Annotated in this window: 20 protein-coding genes; 4 read left to right on the forward strand and 16 right to left on the reverse strand. The window is 44.1% G+C overall.

Going from position 1 to position 22,915, the window contains the following annotated elements; translation table 11 throughout:
• Window positions 1-33: 33 nt before the first annotated feature.
• The gene (locus ASG89_RS16845; protein WP_057311864.1) at window positions 34-735 is read left to right on the forward strand and encodes a hypothetical protein; all 702 of its coding nucleotides are present in this window, start codon (window positions 34-36) and stop codon (window positions 733-735) included.
• 138 nt (window positions 736-873) lie between these two features.
• On the opposite strand, the gene ASG89_RS16850 is transcribed toward ASG89_RS16845, so the two are convergent.
• The gene (locus tag ASG89_RS16850) at window positions 874-1,380 is read right to left on the reverse strand and encodes a hypothetical protein (RefSeq protein ID WP_057311865.1); all 507 of its coding nucleotides are present in this window, start codon (window positions 1,378-1,380) and stop codon (window positions 874-876) included.
• Between the two features lie 51 nt (window positions 1,381-1,431).
• Complete coding sequence (locus ASG89_RS16855) at window positions 1,432-2,724, reverse strand: hypothetical protein (protein ID WP_157276687.1); 1,293 nt, start codon at window positions 2,722-2,724, stop codon at window positions 1,432-1,434.
• Here ASG89_RS16855 and ASG89_RS16860 point away from each other — a divergent pair.
• Complete coding sequence (locus tag ASG89_RS16860; RefSeq protein ID WP_057311867.1) at window positions 2,701-3,465, forward strand: hypothetical protein; 765 nt, start codon at window positions 2,701-2,703, stop codon at window positions 3,463-3,465. The genes ASG89_RS16855 and ASG89_RS16860 overlap by 24 nt on opposite strands.
• A gap of 234 nt (window positions 3,466-3,699) precedes the next feature.
• Here the strand turns inward: ASG89_RS16860 and ASG89_RS16865 are convergent, their stop codons facing one another.
• The 13 genes from ASG89_RS16865 to ASG89_RS16920 form a co-directional block, all read right to left on the reverse strand.
• On the reverse strand, window positions 3,700-5,094 hold the full coding sequence (locus ASG89_RS16865; protein WP_057311868.1) for an extracellular solute-binding protein: 1,395 nt from the start codon (window positions 5,092-5,094) through the stop codon (window positions 3,700-3,702).
• A gap of 82 nt (window positions 5,095-5,176) precedes the next feature.
• Window positions 5,177-5,800, reverse strand: coding sequence for a DUF1361 domain-containing protein (locus ASG89_RS38670; RefSeq protein WP_414813274.1), 624 nt, complete (start codon window positions 5,798-5,800; stop codon window positions 5,177-5,179).
• Between the two features lie 299 nt (window positions 5,801-6,099).
• Entirely contained in the window at window positions 6,100-6,654 is a 555-nt protein-coding gene (locus ASG89_RS16875) for a dihydrofolate reductase family protein (RefSeq protein WP_057311870.1), read from the reverse strand.
• A 129-nt stretch (window positions 6,655-6,783) separates the two neighbouring features.
• Window positions 6,784-6,945, reverse strand: coding sequence for a hypothetical protein (locus tag ASG89_RS36460; RefSeq protein ID WP_157276688.1), 162 nt, complete (start codon window positions 6,943-6,945; stop codon window positions 6,784-6,786).
• Between the two features lie 176 nt (window positions 6,946-7,121).
• Window positions 7,122-7,802 carry a hypothetical protein gene (locus ASG89_RS16880; protein ID WP_057311871.1) on the reverse strand — a complete coding sequence of 227 codons (681 nt, stop codon included), beginning with the start codon at window positions 7,800-7,802 and terminating at the stop codon, window positions 7,122-7,124.
• A gap of 192 nt (window positions 7,803-7,994) precedes the next feature.
• Entirely contained in the window at window positions 7,995-9,035 is a 1,041-nt protein-coding gene (locus ASG89_RS16885) for a zinc-dependent alcohol dehydrogenase (RefSeq protein ID WP_057311872.1), read from the reverse strand.
• Window positions 9,028-10,020 carry an SGNH/GDSL hydrolase family protein gene (locus tag ASG89_RS16890; RefSeq protein WP_057311873.1) on the reverse strand — a complete coding sequence of 331 codons (993 nt, stop codon included), beginning with the start codon at window positions 10,018-10,020 and terminating at the stop codon, window positions 9,028-9,030. Before ASG89_RS16890 ends, ASG89_RS16885 begins: the two co-directional genes overlap by 8 nt.
• 20 nt (window positions 10,021-10,040) lie before the next feature.
• The gene (locus ASG89_RS16895; protein ID WP_082593336.1) at window positions 10,041-11,441 is read right to left on the reverse strand and encodes a sulfatase-like hydrolase/transferase; all 1,401 of its coding nucleotides are present in this window, start codon (window positions 11,439-11,441) and stop codon (window positions 10,041-10,043) included.
• A gap of 50 nt (window positions 11,442-11,491) precedes the next feature.
• Window positions 11,492-13,138, reverse strand: a complete 1,647-nt coding sequence (locus ASG89_RS16900) for an ABC transporter substrate-binding protein (RefSeq protein ID WP_057311874.1) — start codon at window positions 13,136-13,138, stop codon at window positions 11,492-11,494.
• A gap of 14 nt (window positions 13,139-13,152) precedes the next feature.
• Window positions 13,153-14,046 (reverse strand): carbohydrate ABC transporter permease, encoded by an 894-nt coding sequence (locus tag ASG89_RS16905; RefSeq protein WP_057311875.1) that lies wholly within the window; start codon window positions 14,044-14,046, stop codon window positions 13,153-13,155.
• Between the two features lie 13 nt (window positions 14,047-14,059).
• The gene (locus tag ASG89_RS16910; protein ID WP_082593338.1) at window positions 14,060-15,034 is read right to left on the reverse strand and encodes an ABC transporter permease; all 975 of its coding nucleotides are present in this window, start codon (window positions 15,032-15,034) and stop codon (window positions 14,060-14,062) included.
• A 96-nt stretch (window positions 15,035-15,130) separates the two neighbouring features.
• On the reverse strand, window positions 15,131-16,936 hold the full coding sequence (locus tag ASG89_RS16915) for a sensor histidine kinase (protein ID WP_057311876.1): 1,806 nt from the start codon (window positions 16,934-16,936) through the stop codon (window positions 15,131-15,133).
• The gene (locus tag ASG89_RS16920) at window positions 16,936-17,961 is read right to left on the reverse strand and encodes a response regulator transcription factor (RefSeq protein WP_057311877.1); all 1,026 of its coding nucleotides are present in this window, start codon (window positions 17,959-17,961) and stop codon (window positions 16,936-16,938) included. Before ASG89_RS16920 ends, ASG89_RS16915 begins: the two co-directional genes overlap by 1 nt.
• Window positions 17,962-18,482: 521 nt before the next feature.
• Here ASG89_RS16920 and ASG89_RS16925 point away from each other — a divergent pair.
• Entirely contained in the window at window positions 18,483-19,457 is a 975-nt protein-coding gene (locus ASG89_RS16925; protein WP_057311878.1) for a helveticin J family class III bacteriocin, read from the forward strand.
• A 159-nt stretch (window positions 19,458-19,616) separates the two neighbouring features.
• Here ASG89_RS16925 and ASG89_RS16930 read toward each other — a convergent pair whose 3' ends face one another.
• Window positions 19,617-20,876 carry an MFS transporter gene (locus ASG89_RS16930; protein WP_057311879.1) on the reverse strand — a complete coding sequence of 420 codons (1,260 nt, stop codon included), beginning with the start codon at window positions 20,874-20,876 and terminating at the stop codon, window positions 19,617-19,619.
• A gap of 296 nt (window positions 20,877-21,172) precedes the next feature.
• Here ASG89_RS16930 and ASG89_RS16935 point away from each other — a divergent pair, with 296 nt between their 5' ends.
• Entirely contained in the window at window positions 21,173-22,228 is a 1,056-nt protein-coding gene (locus tag ASG89_RS16935) for an LLM class flavin-dependent oxidoreductase (RefSeq protein ID WP_057311880.1), read from the forward strand.
• Window positions 22,229-22,915 lie beyond the last annotated feature (687 nt).

Here is a 22,915-nt window from a genome sequence, read left to right on the forward strand (position 1 = left end):
ATCGATTCATTAAGTCATGAGGAGGAAGCAAGTATGCAAGATCAGCAAATAAATCTCGATTTGGCGCTTGTCAAAACGTATGCACCTCAGCTGTTATTTGATCGCTTGGAGCCATTTTTTCCAGTTCGCGTTGGGGTAACGATATTCGAACAAGACGGTCCATCCCTTTCCTTTCGTCGCATGATCAGCTTCGAGTCGGATGCCAGGATTGAAAAGGTCATTGAATATGCCATCTATTGGGATTATGATATCGAGCATTTGTACGAGCTGGAACATGTGTGGATTTATGTTGGGCGCGATGGCAGTGTTGTCAATTGTGAGTGCAGCTTCCATGGCAAATATTTCAAAGGGTTACTTAAGGATCGCAGCAATGTATCTGATAATAATCCAACCCAGGTAAAACTTTACGCTCAACCCGGAAAACATGCTTTTTCCCCACTTCTCGCTATGCTAGAACTCGTCCCGAATTTACATACATGCACCTATGAGACAGCGGGCAGCGCAGGTTTATTAGTCCCAGACATGTTACGGGATAAGATGACTACGGATAAGGAAACGAATCTGTTGGTAGAACGCTATCTGCAGACATTTCGTTTTCGACCAACGATGGAATTTATCGAATATGCGTGGGACGAATCGGTTTTCGTGTCGTTGGCGGAGCTTCTGCTAGAAATTCCACAACGTGTTAATCATGAATTAAATGAAATGAAGAAGTACTTTGGCATCCACGAGTAGTCTAATTCAGATGGACGAGAGCTCCTCCAATTACGCAAAACGTTTACTCCCCCATCAGAATAAATGTTATACGATTTCAAGGCCATGGATGATTTACTTCCCTGGCCTTCTTTTCATCTTCATTACTTTTATGGCTGGTTATTTATCGAATTTGTACAAATTGGTTTCGTACTTGACGTAATAAAGATAACCATTTGCATCCGCAGTCAGCAGTGATACACCGGTAGAGACCAACATAACTGCATCCTTAGTCGCCGAACTGGCATCAATCGCATACAATTTGCCACCGATACTCACGTAGACATTGCCGTCTTTGCCGACAACCATCTTCCCACCTTGCCAGCTCACACTGCCGCTTGAAGTGAATTTGTTCGCATAAATCGTTGTATGAGCGGCATCCGGATTATTCGGATCAAAAATGAATAAGTCAGCTGTCAGATTGCGAGATGGATCCGTGGATGAGTTCCCTTCAGCGATTCCCCATATATTGCCATCCGGACCGACGAAAAGATCAGAAATAACCTTCCTTCCTGAGACTGGAACATACTGTGGAACCGGAAGTGAATTCGTGCTGGTCGTTTGCCATGTGAACACTTTCCCTTCCGTTACACTAGGATTTGCTGTACTGCCGATTCCCCCATACACGGATGAGCCTCCATAGACTTTATTATTTTTGTAGGCCAACGCTATAATACTTTAATCTTCAACGATGTCGGGCACGGTCGTGATTCTCGTAGAAGTCGACAAGTCGTACACCGTGAAGGAGCCGCTTAGTTTACCAGAGCTCGCGACAGTACCCACATAAAGTCGATTCAATGCCGTATCGGCCAACATACCGAAGGGTCGGTCCTGGAAATTAGGCGAGCCCGCAATATCCTGAAAAAGAAGTGACGGATTCGTGATATCATTCCACGATGAATTTGTGTCGTATTTTTTTATCCATGCACCAGGGTAGATGCCGAGATATAGATTAGTGCCAATCGTCGTCATGTTCTCTGCCTGACCCGCGCCTCTATTCCGTGTTAACAGTCCCGTGTCCGGCTGATAAACGCTTAATCCTCCACGCAGATAGCCGCTTGTATAAATGCGATTGCCCGGCCCCTTCACGAGTGAGCGGATCTTCGTCGGCGAATCTGGAATAGTAAATGATGTGGAAGAGTCAATTGTTGGGGTTGCTGCAAGCTTGTATTTCAGAATTTTACCCGAGGAAAGTGCCCCATACAGATACGTATTGCCAGCGTCAGTTAGAAAGGTATAACCTGCTGCTTTCCCTCCTACATCACCAAGGTCCGATTGTGTCTTCGCAGACATATCGTAGACGTACAAATGAGTTCCTTTGGTATAGTACACCTTATCATCCGTAGGATGTTTCCTCGATACGCCGATCGAATCCACATTGCCAAGCGATGCATCGACACCGCCGGTTGCAGAATTGATGACGATCAGAGGCTCGCTCGACAATTTGGCGAACAGCTTCGAATCCGTCCCATTTGGAATGTAATCGAGCCCCAGGACATACGTACTCCCATAGCCGCTGGGAGATATCGTGGATTGTGTGCCAGTTGTTGGATCAAATCGAATGATTGTGGCATTAGAAGTCGGTCCCATCCCCATGAATACTTCTGTATCACTCGCATAGGCGATTGATCTAACATGGGCCAAACCGCTGACAATTGCTTGGTTACTGTTTAAAACGGTAACACCACTCGTCGGATTGTAACGGAATGCTTTGCCATCTGTGGCTGTACCCCCGTAAACATTCCCACTGCTCCCCGCTGTCACATCCCAAATGACGTTCATGCTAGAATCCAATGTCGTTTTCAACAAGGAACTACCTGTGATGATTTTGGCACCACCGGACATGCTAACCGTCCCTGGCACATAGCGATAAAGAGCCCTCTTGTTGGCCGTTCCGAAATAAACGGATTGATCTGACGCAACCGTCATCCCCCAGACGGCTTCTATTTGTTCAAGATTTTGGTCATCCACGAGTTCGCCTGTTCGCGCATCGTAGACCACGAACTTGGATGGATAGCCGCTGGATCCGACGATAGCACAGGTCAACCGCTTAGCGGTGGCGTCGTCAGTTATTATGACGGTGGCTGGAAAGAATTTGGCGTCACCGACACTTCTGGTTCCATCAGCAAGCCCTTAATAAACAAAAACTATACCTTCGCCATTATTTATGAAGGCACGCGCAATGAGTTGACACAAAACACAGGCACAAACCCCAACATTACGTTTCAGACTGTTAACGTCAATGTTCAGTTTACGAATAGTCAAGGTCTCCCACACGGAGAAGGAACCGTATCCTATTATGGCGGCGGTTGGCGGACGTTCGGCTCAATTAGCGCTGGTGCAGCTAACAAAGAATTGTTGGCCGGCTCTTATACATTTGCAATTACCTATGATGGAGCAATCAATGAGAAAGTTCAAAATGTTGGAACAGATCCCCTGCTTGTATTCCACACAGTTCCTGTTAAGGTAACCTTGAAGAATAGCCTTGGCAACCCGCTAAGCGGCGGAAGTATCAGTTATTACGTGGGAAGCTGGAAGTCCTTAGGTGTGACGAATAGCGCAGGTGAAGCCGGCAAAGAACTACTGGCAACTACGTATACCTTCTCAATGAATTATGAAGGTACTTTGAACCAGAAGGTGCAGCATGTGGGGGCAGATCCCACCGTTTCTTTCCAAACTATACGTGTTACCGCACAATTAAGAGATGCATAAGGTAATCCGCTGGACGGTACTCTCTCGTATTACGGGGGAAGCTGGCGAACTTTTGGAGCAACAACCAGCGGCGAAGCCAGTAAAGAATTGTTAGCTGGGACGTATACCCTAAGCGCAATTACTGGAGGAATGCGGAAGGAAATCATCGCTAACACGGTCACAGACCCAACGGTCGTTATTTTATTTTAATGTCAAAAGGGTAGCGGACCCCATGATCCCCTACCCTTATTTATTTTATCCTAATTCGTCTACCTGCAGTGCATCTTTCAACCGTTGAAAAACGGTTTCAAAATCATCAAGTCTCGCCCAGTATAGCTTGAATATGCGCCTCATCGTTTCCAACTCTCGGAAGGTGACATTCATGTCTGAATAGAGGCGGAATGTCGGGATGATGTCCCGATACATCATAAACCTGCTAGGACGAGTCATCTCCTCTCGCCCACTCCATTCTGCGAATGCTTTAGCACTCGGGAGGCTAAGCGTATTCCTGCGTATATGAAGCTGTGTTTCGTCCGATAAAAGAAAATTAATTAGCGCTTGTGCCGCTTGTTTATGATTGCTGTTCTTGTTGAGCGCAAGTCCGATCATAACCAATTGCGTTCTTGCTTCTTCGGAATAAGGAAGCGGCGCGATGTCGTAATCAAACCCAGCTTTACGCAAATGATTAAGACTGTAATAACTCGTGACAATCATGGAAGCTTTTTGCTGCATAAAGTACATTTCGCAATCAGAATCCTGTTCGGACAAGTAGGAACTTTCCGGATTTAATCCCTCAAACAATTGCAGGCTTAATCGCATCGATTCCCGAAATGGTTCGTTGTCCAGTATGAGCTTACCGTGTTCATCTCGTTCAAAAACGACCTTATTTTGCAGTAGGAAGAGCGGCCATCGATTGATGGATTGCAAATGAAAAAAAAGTCCGAACCTTTCATTTTTTTGCGACAAGACACTCGCTGTGCGCTGTACATCATCCCAACTCCAGCTGCTGTCCGGCTCAGGCAGATTGGCTTCTCTAAAATGATCTTTGTTGTAGCACAATATAATCGGCGAAAACGTGAATGGCTGCACATACAGACTACCAGCGCTCGTAAATGGCCTCAGTAGAAAACTATAAACGCCTTCTTTGGCTTGAAGCGGTTCCAATATTTCCTCTACGGTTCCCGTATCTGTAAACACCTCGTAGTTCTGCAAGTTTAGCGTAAGCACATCTAGCGCATCTCTCTCCATCACCTCTTGCATATTCTGTGAGAAATATGAATTCGAAAGTGGAATCATGTGAATTTCAATATGCGGATTGTGTTGTTTAAACGTATCGACTAGCTGTAAAAGATTGGCTTCCATCGCAAGGGTTGGGTAATACCCGAACTTTAACGTCAGCTTTTCGTATAACCCAGCCCCTACTACGCGTGTGCCGACTCGTGGCACTTTTTCAATCATTTCTTGAGCGAGTAATTGATTCAAACCTTTGCGTATCGAGTTTTTACTCAGGTTATACTGCTCAGCAAGCGTTAATTCGGATGGCAAGTAGTCACCGGGCTGCAGTTTACCGGTTACGATGTTATGACGCAGGGATGCAATCATCTCTTCCAATCGCGTTCGAAAAGTGGATCGGCTAGGTTTACCCATCATGAAACGTAGAACCTCCGGTTTGTTCTTTATTGGTATGTATCTGGGTTATATTATATCGTATAGATCAGGATTAGTTTATCTACTACTTCCTAACTTTAGTTATGATATAGAACAAGACATAACTAATGATCAGAACCATAAACATGAATTTACAAAAAGAGAAAATATGATGAAGCTTACTTGTATCCGTTAGCAAGATAACTAATTCTTTCAGAATGTAACCTGGTCGCGTTATAACGTCCCAACTATTCCATCGAATGAATCTGCCAATGTATATTCCAAAACTACTTAGTAGGAGAACGAGAATTGCAAAAATCCAACTAACCATAACACCAAATGAAATTCTCAACAAATTCTGTACGGAGAAAAGCGAATATGATCCCAATAATAGCCCTAGCATTGCAATAGTAAATATAGTAAATAAATGCTGCCAAAACACGATATCCGTCCAAAATCGCTTAGTTGGATCAAAGCTGTACCGCACGAATACATGAAGTAAATCTGTCACGAGGTATGGAGCATTGGGAAAGAAGAATAACCAAGAAGCACCAACAAATATGATTAGAAATGCACGGATTTTCTTACGAGTATAACTAAATAATAGATCTAAAATTAGGGCAATTCCAACAGGTACCCATGCCAGAAATGTATCCCAAAAAATAAATAAATACGGTCTATTTCCTGATGGAGTTTGAATGTTATACACACTTATCAAACTAATCAAAGTAGCAACACACAGGACAATAATAAGATAAATCTTTCCTGGGTAATTCAGAGATTTTAGTTTTTCCAAGATTAGTCTCCTTCATGACTACATACTTTTTATGGTTTTTCACCATATAGCATTCATATCGGAACGTATTTTTAACATCCAATTCCATAACACTACCAGATAATGGATTTGATGCAAAGTATGAATTTTTGCTATATTCCCCATCTACTTTGTAGGCTCGTCTATCTTTAATGCGAAACTAAAAAGGCTACCACGCGGCAGCCTCTTTTAGCTTATTTCCCACCCCACTGATAAATCAGTTGCACAACCCCGGAGGAAAACGTTCTTGTCTTCACGATTTTTAAATTCAACCTCTGTTTAATATCCATAAACAACGGCTTACCTTCTCCCAAAATAACGGGATGAACAGACAATCTAAACTCATCAACAAGTCCTAAATTAATAAAAGTAGTTATCAGACTCGCTCCACCATATAGCCAAATATCTTTACCAGGTTTATTCTTTAATGTCGTTACTTCTTCAAGAATATTAGTATTGATGTAGATGGCCTTATGATCAGTACCTTTTTGTGTTCTAGAAAACACATATTTTTCTTTACTGTGAACTAAGCTCCATATTTCTTTATCACTATCCGCATGTTCCAGTTCTGGTGTGAATTCTCCCCATAAATCATAGCTATTCCGGCCATATAATATCGTATCAATTTGGTGTAAGAAATCTACAAATCCCATATCAGGATCCATGATGCACCAATCAACTTCCCCATTTTTCCCTTCAATGAAACCATCTAAAGTAACGGCTAAATCTAAAATTATTTTTCGTTTCAAAAGTTGTTGCTCCTCTCGTCTTTCGTTGATCTACTACCTAGTATAGACGTCTAATATGTCATCTTGTGTCATAATAAAAAGCCGCGTTGCACGCGGCTTTGATTGAGATATTGGTAATTCGGAAATTGGTTAAGGTTTCTTAATCGTGTAAAATCCAAATCGTTCGATTTCCTCAAGAGCTTTACGTCCAAAAGACTCTACTAGCTCATCGGCTCGGATTTTGGTTCCCCCAAGTGTTAGCCCGTCCCAGCGTACAATTCGGCCGTCCTTAACCAAAAAATAATCATCCATATTATTACCTCCCGAATTTAAATTTTGGAAATCTCTGAGTGCTTGGATACGCAGAGTATGAAGTGCCTATCCATATTTTAGCATACTCTCTCATTAGATACATAAAGAACATTCAAGGATTTAGAAATTCTGCGTTTACTGTTAGCGTATCCACTTTTTACTTGTTTTACCACAAGTTATTTGCGTTCCCCCAGAAAAATCCGACTCACTCGTTTAGAGAAGTCTTCTATCCGAAAATTTGCCGTATCGATGCGGTTATACCAGTTCGTTATGGTATCCAAGATCCACAAAGGCACTTGTACATCGTTAATAAGATGATAAAAATGAGTGTATGCCCACACTAAGTGTTCCCATCGATTGTCGCTACCTTCCTTGATATACTCCGATACATCAAGAACTTTTCCTCGCCCCTCGTGCAACAGAACGTTTTTAAGATGATTGTCCCTTGGGTTCAGTCCCTGACTTCGGACAAACTCGCGGGCTTCCTCAATGTCTTTGATCGCTTGCATCGGAACGGTAATGCCTTGCAGAAGACAATCGAATAAGGTAACACCTTTTTCGTAACTTAATACCAAATAATTAGGTCCGGTTCCATAACATCGGGGGAAATACTGTGATTCTGTTAATCGTTCGTATATACCTGCTTCTACGTCCTTTTTCTCTAATGCTTTATCAGAATAAACTTTATATGCATAATCAGGCGTGTACGAGCAATAAAAGACAGCTGCATCTGTACCAACGCCGATACAACGTAAATCTTCTGAAGACCTGATGACGGAAACTGGCTTATTATTCTCATAACCAACAATCTCAACATTCCTCAATGCTTCCTCTGCTTGTTTCCAATCTGGAATCATTACCATCCTCTCCTAGTTGTTGATTTGATTCAAGATTCACAGTTCAACAATAGACCTACTCGTGAAAATTTTTACAACTTAATACGTTTTTACACTGTAAAAGTTTCAATCTCACGTAGCGATCAACTGCCCGTTCAATGAGAAAAGACTGCCATTGTCGGCAGTCTTTTGAATCGATTATGCGTAATTTTCTCACTGAGGTACATTCGTTTCACAATCGATCATGACATGGATCGTGTCACCTTTATGTTCATTGCGCAATTTAAACGCTTCGGCAATGTTACTTAAGTGGACCACATGAGTAATCATTTCCTCTGTATTGACTAATCCATCCAGCACTAGCTGCAGGCCTCTATCGAAATAATGGCGATTATCGATATCCCGCTTTGGTTCCGTTGAAAAGATATCGAGCCGCTTCTTGTGTACTTTAAAGAAATCGACCGGCTTATGGCAAGTCCCAATACAACCGTACATGATGATGCGCCCATTCTGGGATGCAGCATCGATTGCATCAACCATTCCATCCCCTTCGAGTAAGCAAGGAATAACGACATCGAAACCATCTGGGAAGTCTTTGCCCACAATGTCCATCGTACTCGCATCCGCTGATGGAAGCTTATATGTATGGGTTGCCCCATACTTACGGGCTAGCTCCAGCTTCTCATCGAACAAATCCGTTACCACCAGGTTCCGAGGACTGTATAAGCTAACTACCTGCGTCATCACAAGGCCACTAACGCCTTGTCCGGTGATCAACACATTTTTATGTGGGGAAATATCACCAAGCTCTGCCGCATGAATAATGCCCGGGAGCACTTCAATTAGCGATCCTTCAATGAGTGGAAGCGTCTGTGGCAGGACTTTTACGGAAAAAGGCGTACAGCAAACATACTCAGCAAAGGCCCCCCAAATATAGCGTAGTGCAACAGGATCTCCTACCTTGAGTCCGATGACATTGGGTCCTATTTTATCAATAACACCTGCTACTTCATGGCCAAGCCGTGTTGGATACGTGACAAATTCTGGTTCACGAGCACCGCGAAATACTTCGACATCACTGCCGCAAATGCCAACCCATTTCACCTTAACCCGCACTTCCCCATCGGCAGGCTCGGGAATTAGCGCTCTTTGTAACGTGATATTCCCAATCTTCTCCACAACAGCGCACAACTGCGTACCCTCACCATCATAATCCACTAACTGCATGGGAGGAACTGTCATTTTTCTAACCATTTTCATGACTCCTATCGCTTAATTTACCAAGTACATGATTAGCCATAATTTTGTAGCCTTCTGCATTCGGATGTAACTGGTCAGGAAGGAAGTCAATAAAGGCTTCGCCCATGATATCCAAGCCGTCAATATATGTAAGATTTGAATCCCCGTAAGAAGTAAGGATATTCGCCGCTTCTAGGATCTCTTTCCTCATAATAACCAAGTTCATCCCTACTTCGTTCTCGTCAGTTTCCCTGTGGGGACAATATATCGGCGAGAATAAATAGAGCGGTGTGAAGGGGTGCTTTTCCCGAATGATCGCTACCATGCCAAGGATGGCAGAACGGAACGTTCGGATATTTAACGTATTCCCCCCCATCACATTAATGCCGAGACACAAGGAGATGATGTCTGCTGGAAGGTCACGAATGACGCGAGCAACCAAGGGTTCCACATGACATTGTCCAGCAAACCCCATACAGGTGAGGTCCCAACCTTTGTGACGCGCAACGATTGCCGGCCACGTTTGAGAGGGACTCTCCGCTGTGTTGCATTGAGTTATGGAGCTGCCGTAAGTAATCCAACGAGGTTGATTGTATGGCACAGGCACTGCCGATGCCCCAACATCGACCTTTAATGTCTTCACATTGACGGCAGCATTTTGCGTGAAATAAATTTCAACCCGTTTCATACTACCTGGTAAGTTTGTAAATAAACAATGCTCATCACCTGCAAGGAGAGTCTCGGTAGCGATCCATTCATCTTCAATAACGATATCAAATTGTCTATCTTGCTCTGATCTTGTGACCTGCAGCTCGACCGACGTGGAGTCGGTTAGAAAAGCTAGTCGTATACCCGCTGTTTCCCCTGCCCTCTCCACTACTTTAGATGCAAATAAGTTGAGCTGATCGTGAGGTAAACGCCATGGTCGGAAGCCGGTTTCATTCGTTTCTATGGAAACGGCACCCTGAAACCACGCTGAATTGATTTCAATAGTTTGCATGCTGTCATTCACCTTTCCGTTTACACACCAACAGGAATTACGGGCTTATCTTGTAAAATATCACCGCTAGCCTGCATCCATGAAACTAATTCAGAAGCAAGCCGCTCGATATTCTCAACCTGTGAAGGATCCCCTGACAAATCATTGGTTTCCCATGGATCATTAAGCAGATCAAATAACTGGATACGTTCCGTCCCTGTGTTCGTAATTGGCGATCGATAATATCGGATCAGCTTCCACTGGCCGTCCGTTACCATGCGCTGGAGATCTCGATAAACGGAGGCAACAGTACCACGAACGCCATCGCTATCTCCGTACATAATGGGATGCAGTGATAACCCTTCAGTTTCCTCAGGCAAGTCGACATCGCATAACCCGGCAACCGTCGGGAAAATATCGATATTACTGGCCAGTGCACGGAGCTGCTTACCTTCTGGCACACCTGGCCCACGGAAAATAAGTGGAATGCGCACGCTATGTTCGTAAAGGTTTTGTTTGCCCATCAATCCGTGTTGTCCAACCGCCAAACCATGGTCCGCCGTATACACGATGAGTGTATTGTCATAGATGCCCTTCTCTTTCAACGCTGCGATGACCCTGCCAATTTGTGCGTCCATGTGGCTTATCATCCCGTAATAATCGGCCATATGCTGTCGAATTTCATCCTTTTCCCTCGGCCACCCCGCAAGCTTCTCGTCGCGCACGACCATATCCCCTGTATCGAATGGATGTTCTTGCACAAAGTTCGGAGGCAGCGTTATATCTGACTTGTCGTACTGACTTGCATAAGGCTCAGGAGCGGTTCGAGGATCATGCGGTGCTGTATAAGCGACATATAGGAAAAAAGGCCGATTCTCCTGATAATCCTCGATAAAGTTGACGGCCGCATTGGTAAATAGCTCTGTCGAGAACATATGTTCCACATATTCCTTTTCTTTCGGATACACCCCAGTCGCGTCATAATCAAACACAGGAACCTGGGTATGATCGCTCATCCCGTGAAAATGCAGCTTATCTCCACCTTCGAAACTTCGGGTGAGGCTTGCCTTATCGTTATGCCATTTGCCGACCGCATGCGTGTGGTAACCGGCATCGCGCATCGTCTCTGCCATAAGTCGAACATCCGAGCGAATAACGCTCGAATGTTCCCGATTCGTCATATCCTTGCCGATCGTTGCCCGGAAGAGCGGAATTCCGGTATGGACGCATGCTCTGCTCGGCGCGCAAACTGCTCCGGTTAGAGCACCGAATATATGCGTATTCCGATTTGCTGTTCCGCTGGCAACTAGTGAATCCAGCACTGGTGTCTGCACGGCTTCAGTGCCGAAAGCTCCGATAGCTTCACCACGATGATCGTCTGCTATAAGAAATACGACATGAGGTCGTTCAGCTACATACTTCTTAATAATTTTCTCTTCCATGTTAAACACTCACTCCTATACGACATCATACAGTATGATCTGGATGTCATCTATTTCTTGGCTTTAAATTGGTCATAGGCTTGTTGATAAATTTCCAAATAGCGTTTAATGTTCATTTTGTCCAACGTGCTCAGGTAATTGTTCCATTCCTTCTCAACATCCAGTGAGCCTGTAACTGTTTTAGCGAAAAATTCAGTTCTGTAATCTGTCAATGTCTTCTCTAGCGTAGAAAGCTCCTCAGCCTGTTCGTTGGTAAAGAACAATGGTGGTACAATTTTGCTTGGATTAGTTCCAAACGGTTCGTACTTTTTAGTTTCATTATACAAAATAAGTTCAAGCGAATTTTTCGGATCCGCTGCCACACTTAATCGTAACTCGTTTGTTCGCAGCGAAGGACCTGCCTGCGCCCAGTGAATGTTTTGCAGTTTGCCAAACGTGGCGATCGGTTTCCATATCGCTTGCTTTCCGTTAACACCAAGCTCGCCTTGTGCCGGACGCACCCACTCCTGATCTGGACGGCCTTGCGTACTGCGCAGTGTCGCCTCTTCCGAAAGCAGCAAATCAGCCATACGGAATGCGGCAGCAGGATTCTTTGCTTTATTCGTAACAACGTATTGACCCGCAGAAACAGCATAAGGATTATAGGCTGTAGAACGTATCCCTGTCGGCCCTTTGAGCGGAGGTACGGAGACATAATCTTTGAATCTCGCGTTATCAACTTCGACAAATACCGTTTGATTTTGTGATGCAATAGCTCCCAGAATTGGAATCTCTGGATTCATCCCCATCTGTTTCAGCTGGTTTCTATCTTGGGTAAACGTTTGCGGAGAGATTAATCCTTCAGCAAACATTTTATTCATATACTTCAAAGCTTCTTTCCACTCCGGTTGATTAAAGGCAAGTTGAACCTTCCCATCCTTCACAAAGCGCAGGTTGAAATCCTTCTCGATAAAAGCACTGGGTAGGAATAGATCTAACGTTGAAGATGGTCCATTCGTCGCACCAACAAGCGGGATCTCGTCTGCTTTGCCGTTTCCGTTGGGATCTTTTTCTTTAAAAGCTTTGAGCACTTGATAAAACTCTTCTGTCGTTTCTGGCATTTTTAATCCAAGCTTATCAAGCCATGGTTTATAAATCCACATTTTCTGACCAAGCGAGCAATGGTAACAATCATTCACCTGCGGGACTGAATAAATTTTACCATCAGGCATCGTTATCAGATCTTTGACATAGGTTACCTGTTCGTACATCTTTTTCATTTCAACACCATATTTGTCGATATAGGGATTCAGCGGAATAAAGACGCCATCCTTCCCATAAATCGATTGCTGAACTGGTGATACATTCATGTTAAGCAACACATCTGGGTAATCACCACTTGCGAGTGAAACGTTTAGCTTCTCAGCATATGTTTTTTCCGGAGCGATTTCCCAATCAATATGAATGTTCGTTTTCTCTTCCAACCATTTGGTGAACTCATTTGTTGCGAAGTTTTCGACAATGCTGGAGCCTTTGACCATCACTTTGAGCGTCGTCTTTTCTTTCGTGATCGGGAATTGGCCAGCTGGTGTTACTTGATCATCGATAATCGCTTCTGTTTGTTGAGCAGCTTCCTTCGTTCCGCTGTCTGAACATGCGCTTAGGAGTACTAGTGACGACGCCGTGATTGCTACTAATGCTTTTAACCCTCTTTTCATGTAATAACCTCCCTTTAGCCTTTTAGTGAGCCAATCATCATGCCTTTGACAAAATGCCTTTGTATGAATGGATAGATGATGAGCACGGGAAGCGTAGACACGACGATAAGGGAAAACTTCAACAATTCCCGGAGACCATCTCTTGCCGCTTGATCGGCAATGTCAGTTATCATCGACGCATCGACCTCGTTTTGCACCAAAATATCCCTTAACACCAATTGAATTGGGTACAACTCCTGATGTTTCAAATAGAGCAAAGCGCTAAAATATTGATTCCAATGTCCTACTGCGTAGAATAAGGAAATCACAGCTATGATAGGACCAGACAAAGGAAGTACGATCTTCCGTACAAACGTAAAATCACTACAGCCATCCATTTGAGATGCTTCAAGCAATTCTTCGGGAATGGTCGTTTGAAAATACGTGCGGGCAATGATCATATTCATAACACCAAGTGCTCCCGGAATAAGTAAAGACCACCTTGTGTCGATCATACCGAGTTCTTTCACAACGAGATATGACGGGATCAATCCCCCTGAAAACATCATGGTGAATACGAACAACGCCATAACGGCATTACGTGGCATAAAATCTTTTCTAGATAGCGGATAAGCCGCAATGAGTGTAAACAGCACATTGATCGTCGTTCCTACGACGGTATAAAATACAGAATTCAAGAAGCTCGACATAATCAAGCGATGCTTGAATACTGCTTCATATCCCGCAAGCGTCGGCTCAACCGGATACAGCCAAACTTTTCCAGAAATAACCGCGGTGGACGAGCTGAAAGAAGCACTGACAATGTAAATCAGCGGATATAAAATCGTAATGGTAAAAATGAATAGGATGATGTAATTCAGTATTGTAAAAAGCCTGTCATCTGCACTCTCTTTAATGCTTCCCGTCATTGATGCGCCTCCCTTACCACAAACTGGTTTGTCCTAACTGTCTAGCTATCCGATTGACGAGCACCAGCAGGATTAAATTAATGACTGATTTAAATAACCCAATGGCGGACGAATAGGAATAATTGATTGCGGTTGATGCCAAACCGACTTTGTAGACAAAAGTATCGATGACCTCAGATGAACTCATATTCAGCGGATTCTGCAACAGCAGCACCTTTTCGAAGCCGATGTCCAACACATGACCAGTGTTCATGATGAGCAGAATGACCGCAACCGGCATAATACCCGGTAAATCGACATGCCACATCCGCCGCACTTTATTAGCGCCATCTACAACAGCAGCCTCATGGAGTGAAGGATCAACAGCTGCAAGCGCTGCCAAGTAAATGATGCAGGAAAATCCAACGTTCTGCCAAATACCGGACCAGACAAATACATGTGAAAACCATTCGGGTATGCCCATGAAATTAATAGTTGGTAGTCCGAAATATGTCATAATTTTCTGAACCAGGCCTACTCGAGGATCCATCATTTGCAGAATGATACCTACCATAACCACTACGGAAATAAAATGCGGCGCATAGGTGATCATTTGAACAGATTTTTTAAAGAAACGAGAATTAACGTAGTTCAGAGAAAGCGCCAAGATAATCGGGAACGGAAACCCTGCAAATAAACTATAGATGCTGAGCAAGACCGTGTTTTTCATAATCCGAACAAATTCATAGGAATGGAAAAAGCGATCGAAATGCTTCAGCCCCACCCATTCGCTGCCCCATACGCCTTTTGTTGGAAGATAATTTTTGAACGCAATCAAAGCGCCATACATCGGAACGTACTTGAAAATGATCAAATAAATAATTGGCAGAAGCATAAGCAGATAGAGCTGCCAATGATTGGACGCATTTTTCTTTAGCTTGAAAAAGTAATTTTCCTTTTTAACGTCAACTGTTGACAATGTGTTACTCTTGCTATCCGATAGTTCCATAAATCCCTCCCTATTTCGATGACCATGACTCGGTATGTGTAATGTACTTCTGTACATAGCATACAAAAAGTTAGGTATACCTAGCATTGTGTTCATTTATACCACTATGACTTTTTTTGCACTGGAAGACGGCATGTGAATCGTAACTTTCGTGCCTCTTCCCTGCTCACTTTGTACAGAAAGTCCATACTGTTGTCCGTACACCATCTGAATCCGATTATGCACATTGAGCAGCCCGATGCTGCCTTCGGATGTAGCTTGTGTATCAACCAACTTCTCTGGTCGGCCGATCAGAAGTCGTGAGTTTAATTGTAGAAGGGAATCCGCATCGATGCCGCAGCCATTATCTTCTACGACGACATAGAAATCCGCTTCATCCTTCCATGCGTCAATAATAATTGTGTGCGTATCCTCGATTCCATTGGGAAATGCATGTTTAAATACATTCTCAACCAAGGGCTGCAGGGTCAATCGAACCATGCTGTCCAGCAAATAATCCGTATTGATCCGAACATCAATTTCGAATTCGCGCTGGTTGCGATATTTCATAATCGACATGAAATACAGAATGTGTTTAAGTTCATTCGCTACTGTAATTTCCTCCAAATCCGTGCGTATGGAATAACGCAACATATACGACAGAGAACGAACGATGTCTTTGATTTCGCTTGATTTCTGGATGACGGCGTAGCATATGATAATTTCCAATGTATTGTACAAGAAGTGCGGGTTAATCTGTAATTGCAGCGATTGAAATTCGGCCTGCTGCCTTTTCATTAAATTGTCCTGATTGCGCAGCTCGGTCTCGTAAACGCGCTCAACAAGCTCTTCCAGCCGGCTGACCATCGTATTGTAGCTGATAATAAGCTGATCCATTTCATCCAGGCTTCCGGTGAGAGGGACTCGGGTCCATTGACCTTTCGCCGTCTGGCGCATGCCACTCTCCAGGAGTCTAACTGGACGAACAATCGATTGACCGAAACGATACGCTAGAAATAAGGCTAGAATTAAGGTAGCAATACCGACAATTAGCGTAGTTTGTCGCAAGTCTGAAATCGGCTGGCGCTGTTCAGACAACGACATGCTTGCCACCAGCGTCCATCCGGAATAGTCGGACTTTCGACTAAAGTAAACGCGACCTGGTTCATCGGGCAATTCAAATACTTGGTCAGTTTTCGCCTCAACCGTATTGAAATGCCTACCATTAAGTTGCTTCCCAACTCGGCTCGGATCCGGATGGTACAGTATTTTCCCACGATCGTTGACGATAAAAAAATACCCCGAGTTCCCGAGTTTGATGCCCTTCCAGAGTGTGTTTAACTCCCCTATCTTCAGTTCAAAGCCCATAATACCTTTGAAGAAGGTTGATGAAGTTCGATCCGCCAACTTGCGAATGAGTGTGAGGTGACCGTCCAGAAATCCAGAATCCTGGATCGTCAACTTCCCGTTTATCGTATCGTCTTCCTTCATCTGTTCCACGTATTCTTCAAACCCTTTGTAATTAAAAGGGACAATGTGGACATTGAAATCCGTTGCTTTGAACCCGTTATAACCAGCGATGTACGTCATTGATATTTCCGGATTATTGATGAGCACAGGTTGAAAGACCCCCTTCATCGCCAATTCAGAAGTATAAAACCCAGAAGTGGAATTGGATGGAAGATCCAGAGCTTCTTTCACAACTGGCGAGATCAGAATGGACACCGTAGCCCACTCATAGCTTTTCAGAAATAAATCAGTTTCATGTAAAACGTTATCAACGATTTGAGTCAACAAGCCTTCATACTGATTCTCTAATACGTTGGATGACCGCCAATAGCCCGTGACCCCCACCGTCACTAAGGCTAACGTGATAATGATGACGAAGTAAATGTACACCTTCCGTACCAATCTGCTATTCATTATTTGATCCCGAGCATTCCGCGATATTCGGTTGGGGAATATCCAGTTGCCCTTTTAAAAACTCTAGTAAAGTGCGGGTAGCTTTCGTAACCAACTTCGGCTACAATGTCGATAATTTTGTAGTGTGGTACGGCGAGCAGCTGTTTGGCTTTATCAATTCGTTTGCGCATCCGATGTTGTACGAAGGTTTCGTTCGTATGTTTCTTAAAATAATGGCTGAAATAGGTCGGCGTTAGCCCTAGTTTCCCTGCAACTTTTTCCAGTGAAAGCTCATCTTCGAACAGGTGCTCATCAATGTACTGAATCGCTGCCTCCAACACATCGATTCGCTCATGATTGCGATACTCGCTCAGTCGCTGAATCCAGCTTTTGATTTCGTCCTGAAATCTATCGTATGTAATCGTCCCGAGGACCGTATTCTCCTCCACAAACGGCTTCACCTCAATCCTGTAAGCCCCTCTAGCGTTCAGCTTTTTGTGAAGCAGTCTGACGGCGTCGGATACACGCAGGTGTTGTTGGAGCTCCGTATCCACATCGAACAACTCCCGCTTGCCCTCCTGAAGGAGTCCATCCACGCGAACTTTGTCCATGATCCAAATCGCTTCCTCTAATTGATCGATCCATCGTTCAAAGTGGGTGAAGGAAATAAGCGCAGCTTCCCGCATGGCAAGCATTTTATCCAAAACTGGAAATAGCTCGATCTCTGTAATTGGTTTCAGTAAATATTCCTGTACACCGTATGACATACATTTCTGTGCATAGGCAAAATCCCCGTATCCAGATAACACCACGACTTTCGTGGAGAGCTTTAACTGTTGAATTTGTCGGCATAGCTCTAGACCGTCCATCCTAGGCATTCGGATATCAGTCAACACAACGTCAGGCGGGTTCGCCATGATGTTCGATAATGCAGACACGCCGTCTGTAAACGTATCGATCTCATTAAACCGTTTATATTCCTTAATAAGCGTCTTAAGGCCAACTCCAATGATAGGCTCATCATCAACAATACAGATTCTAGCCATACGCTTGCCCCCTCGTGTTTCAATAATGAAAACCTTCGATCGCCTCGACAAGAGGGCTATACCTTCATTATGTTACGATTCCTTCACGTCTGAATACCCATCAAAACGTGAACAGCGTCATCAAAATCGAAACTACTAGCCTTTAATATACCGATTGGGTATGCAAAATACAGACAGACTTCTAAAATTGAAAGTTAACGATTCCAAATTTAGATTGTGATGGCAAACCCGTTCACAATGACTCGTTGACTTTCTAGAAGCAACCTGATAGGATTAATTTGTAAACGCATTGAAAGCGCTTACCATTACATTATTTACTGAATTCTAAAAGTGACGGTTGGAGTCCTTGAGAAAACCCGAACAATTTGATTCGCTCGCTTGCGAGCATATCTTATTGTTCGGGTTTTTATTTTTGTTAATGGGGCTCTGTCAAGGAGGTGGTAACTTTTACGACTTAAGGTTATGTTGCCTGTCGCATTGAATAAAGTGGAAAAGGTTCATACAACAAAGGAGGTATCCGTATGTTTCAAATAAATATTCGTTTAAGATTACTCCTCTCTGTCGTTCTCTCCATACTTATTTCGGCCATGTATGTAGGACCCGTGTTTGCTGCAACGCCTCAAAATACTTTAAACGCATCAGCTACACTTGCTTATAATCTCAAAGGACTTAATCACAACGTGGCTGTTCAGAAAGCCTATATCGCTTCAACTTATGTTTATGTAACTCAGCGGTCTGGGGGAACATGCTATCTTTCAAGATTGCTCATCAGTGGAAGTGACGCAACGTACGTTGATGAAATGACCGTCACGAATGCGGGGCATTGCCAAACCCTTGATATGTACACTTACAACGGAATCAATTACTTCTATTTCAGTTCGAAGGCAGACCCTGATACTTCTGCTTATAACTGGTCTCTTCAGGTAGCAAGACTTCAATACGCAGCAGGCACGACATATGATTATACCGATCTACATCGCTTCACCTATATGAATTACGCCAATACAAACGGCACAAGTTTAGGTCAAACCTACCGTGTTGATGCTGGCGGCAACAGCACTCACACTGTCTTCCGTGTCCAAACGCTAGAAGGAACAGTAACGTGGTCCATATATGACACGGTTGCATTGAACCAGTTGCTTGATAACAATGAACAAGTACGAATGGATAGTGCTGCTGCAGTAAGCGCTTGTGTTTCCAGTTTTACACAGTCGGGTACAGCGATCGTCAGACCAAATGATTCTTTCCAGGGTGCTGATATGCTCGCCAATACGGAAATTTACACGTCTGGCGGTGCAGAAGGTCAAACGCCGCAAATCGCTAAGATGTCAAACTCAGGCACATACCAAACCCTTGTTTCGATTACAAATGTAGGCACTCATGAAATCGAAGGTGTGCAAACAAAAAACAACAACGTTTATTTTGTTATCGTGACAGATCCTGTTAATAAAAAGAATACGCAGAAAATTTATTACGTGCCTGATAGCCTATTTTAAAATTCGGTTATACTTGGATAGAACGACACTGCATGAATAAAAAGAAGGACTGCCTTGATCGAGGCAGTCCTTCTTTGTTATATATCGTTAAGCGGTTGGCCAACGACAACCTACTCAGCGACATAATCGACATGTGAAATTGATATCGAACCAAAAATTTCACACATCATTTTGTGTCTTGGTTAATGCTTTTTCGATCCTACGGTATTGTAAAATAAGAAATAGAAAATGGATGACGTACAAGCTGGCGATGCTGTAAAACACAATCGGGATGCCAAAGTTACTTGCAACCACCCCACCGAATAAAGCACCAGACACGTTTCCCAAGGAATTTGAACTTGCATTGTATGCAAACACACTACCTTGAATATTGGAAGGCATCAACTGTCGAAGCATAGAACTAATCGACGGTATTAATCCACCGACACATAATCCAGTAAAAAATCGGATAAGCATCAGTAACCAGGGGTTTGAAATATTCGCCTGGGGAATATACAACAGTGAAATTAGTAATAAACAGCCTAGCAGTATGGTTAAATGACCGTACCGATCACCTAATTTCCCAAAATAAGGAGCAGATAGTACGGTTCCTAATGCGCTGGAAGCGAAAATACAACCGGCAATAAGTTCAACATGATGCTGGATATGCATGCTTTTTACATAAAGGGATATGATCGGACTGATACTCTGAAAGCTCGTTGAAATCAAAAACGTAGACAAAAACATGATGAGAACAACCGGTGATTGCTTCACGATTTCAAATAGGATGATTTTGTTCGCCTGTTTCTTTTCCCTCTTCAGATTTATCTTCATTTGTAAAGACAGTCTACTGAAGCGGAATTTTTCGTATGATCGTGTCTCCTTCACACCAAATAGTGCCAATAAAGTAGCAATCAAAATAAACAGTCCAGTAAGAAAGAAAGAATTACGCATACCGACCCATACAGCCATCAAGCCACCAAGCAATGGACCTAGTAATTGCCCTGTTACTTGCCCCGTTTGCAACGTTCCTAGAGCTCGTCCAACCTCATTCTTCGGCGTTTCTATTGCGATTAGAGCTACTGAAGATGTTGAGAAACCAGCCATTATTCCGAAAACGGCACGTAGCAGAAGTAGCTGAACGGGTGTGTGAATAAGTCCCATACATACAATAACGATTGTAAGACCTATGCCCGAGCGAATCATCGTTAACTTCTTTCCATATTTGTCCGAAATTTTACCCCAGAACGGAGCGACTAATGCAACCATTACGTGATTAATACCGAAAATCATTGCAGACCACAACGCAGCTTGCTTCTCATCATGAATACCTAGTTCCTGTACATATAAAGGTAAAAACGGAACGATCATACTAAAGCCTGCCGTGCAGAAAAAATTCCCTACCCATAGCATGTATAAATTGCGTTTCCAGGTTTCCATGCAAAATTACGCTCACTTCCCTCAAAGTTGCCAATACTTATCGGTAGTATAGCACTTGCTTTTCTAGTACTACCATGTAGGAATCCGATAAGTGATCTGGACAAATCTGATCTAGCTTGATGTACAGTCGTCAAGCCATTCCTTAATCCGTCGTAACTGAGGCGATCTTACATTTGAATAATCACCGATTCGTTAAGCTGAGAATGAAAACATTCCACTTCGTAATTAGCTTACTTTTGTTGAGTTACAATAAATATTATAGTATAATTAAAATAACCTGAAAGGAGCGATTTGTTATGTCCAATCATTCAACTTCATCTATTGAAATAGGAATAAGCACATTTCTCGAAGCTGCTCCAAGAGCTAATGGCATCACGCACGCCGAAAGGCTCCGACAAGCAGTAGAGGAGATTAATCTAGCAGATCAAGTTGGCCTGGACGTCTATGCTATTGGCGAACATCATCGAGCAGATTATGCGAGCTCAGCGCCAGCGGTTATTCTAGCAGCAGCTGCTTCCACGACCAAACGAATCCGGCTCTCGAGCGCCGTGACTGTGCTATCTTCGGATGATCCTGTCCGTGTGTATCAGGCTTTCTCGACCCTTGACGGATTATCCAACGGACGTGCAGAAATTATGGCGGGCCGAGGATCGTTTATCGAATCATTCCCTCTATTCGGGTACGACTTGAACCATTATGATAGCTTATTTGAGGAAAAATTGGAGCTTCTGCTCGCGATCCGCGAATCGGAGAAAGTAAACTGGAAAGGCGGTCATCGCCCTGGGATCAACAACTTAGGCGTATATCCGCGAGCTGTACAAGAACCGTTACCCGTTTGGATTGGAACCGGCGGCAATCCGGATTCCGCAATTCGCGCTGGGATGCTAGGCTTACCCGTCGTCTTTGCAATCATTGGCGGCATGCCGGAGAGGTTCGCATCGCTGGTCAATCTGTATAGAGAATCTGCGGCAAAGGCGGGACACGACGTGAGCAAGCTGCAGATCGCGACGCATTCTCATGGCTTCATCTCGGATACAAGTGAAAAAGCTGCCGACTTGTTCTACCCAGCAACGGCTGCCATGATGAACACAATTGGCCGTGAGCGTGGCTGGGCGCCCTACACGCGTGACACGTTCGATGCCGCTCGCAGCCTTCGCGGTGCGCTGTACGTCGGCGATCCCGAGTATGTTGCGGAGAAGATCATACTGCTCCACAAGAACCTCGGCATAACGCGCTTCCTTCTGCATGCGGACGTCAGCACCCTGCCGCATCATGAATTGCTGCGCACGATCGAGCTTCTCGGCACAAAGGTCGCGCCGATCGTTCGCAAGGAGCTTGATCGCGAGGCATAAGCAGGCGTAGAACGTAGTAACTGACGAACAGCAAAGAGGATTCCCTAAGCCATATATGTGGCGGGAATCCTCTTCTTGCTTATTTCGACTATCTCACTTCCGTGGGCGCCGATTTCGCTCGAGATAGTCGATTATTTCGACTATCTCACTCCCGTAGGCGCCGATTGCGCTCGAGATAGTCGATTATTTCGACTATCTCACCCCTGCCGGCGCCGATAGTCGATTATTTCGACTATCTCACCCCTGCCGGCGCCGATTTCACTCGAGATAGTCGATTATTTCGACTATCTCACCCCTGCCGGCGCCGATTTCGCTCGTGATAGTCGATTATTTCGACTATCTCACCCCTGCCGGCGCCGATTTCGCTCGTGATAGTCGATTATTTCGACTATCTCACCCCTGCCGGCGCCGATTTCACTCGAGATAGTCGATTATTTCGACTATCTCACTCCCGCCGGCACCGATTGCGCTCGAGATAGTCGATTATTTCGACTATCTAACCTCCGCGGGCGCCGATTTCGCTCGTGATAGCCGATTATTTCGACTATCTCACCCCTGCCGGCGCCGATTTCGCTCGAGATAGTCGATTATTTTGAATTTAGACTTAGTAGTGGACACAACGAATTGGGGAGTTAGATAATAGACCTATCCAAATTACGAGGTGTCCGAGATGAGTGAATTCCGCCA

The organism is Paenibacillus sp. Soil766 (assembly GCF_001428105.1).
Classification (GTDB): Bacteria; Bacillota; Bacilli; order Paenibacillales; family NBRC-103111; genus Paenibacillus_E.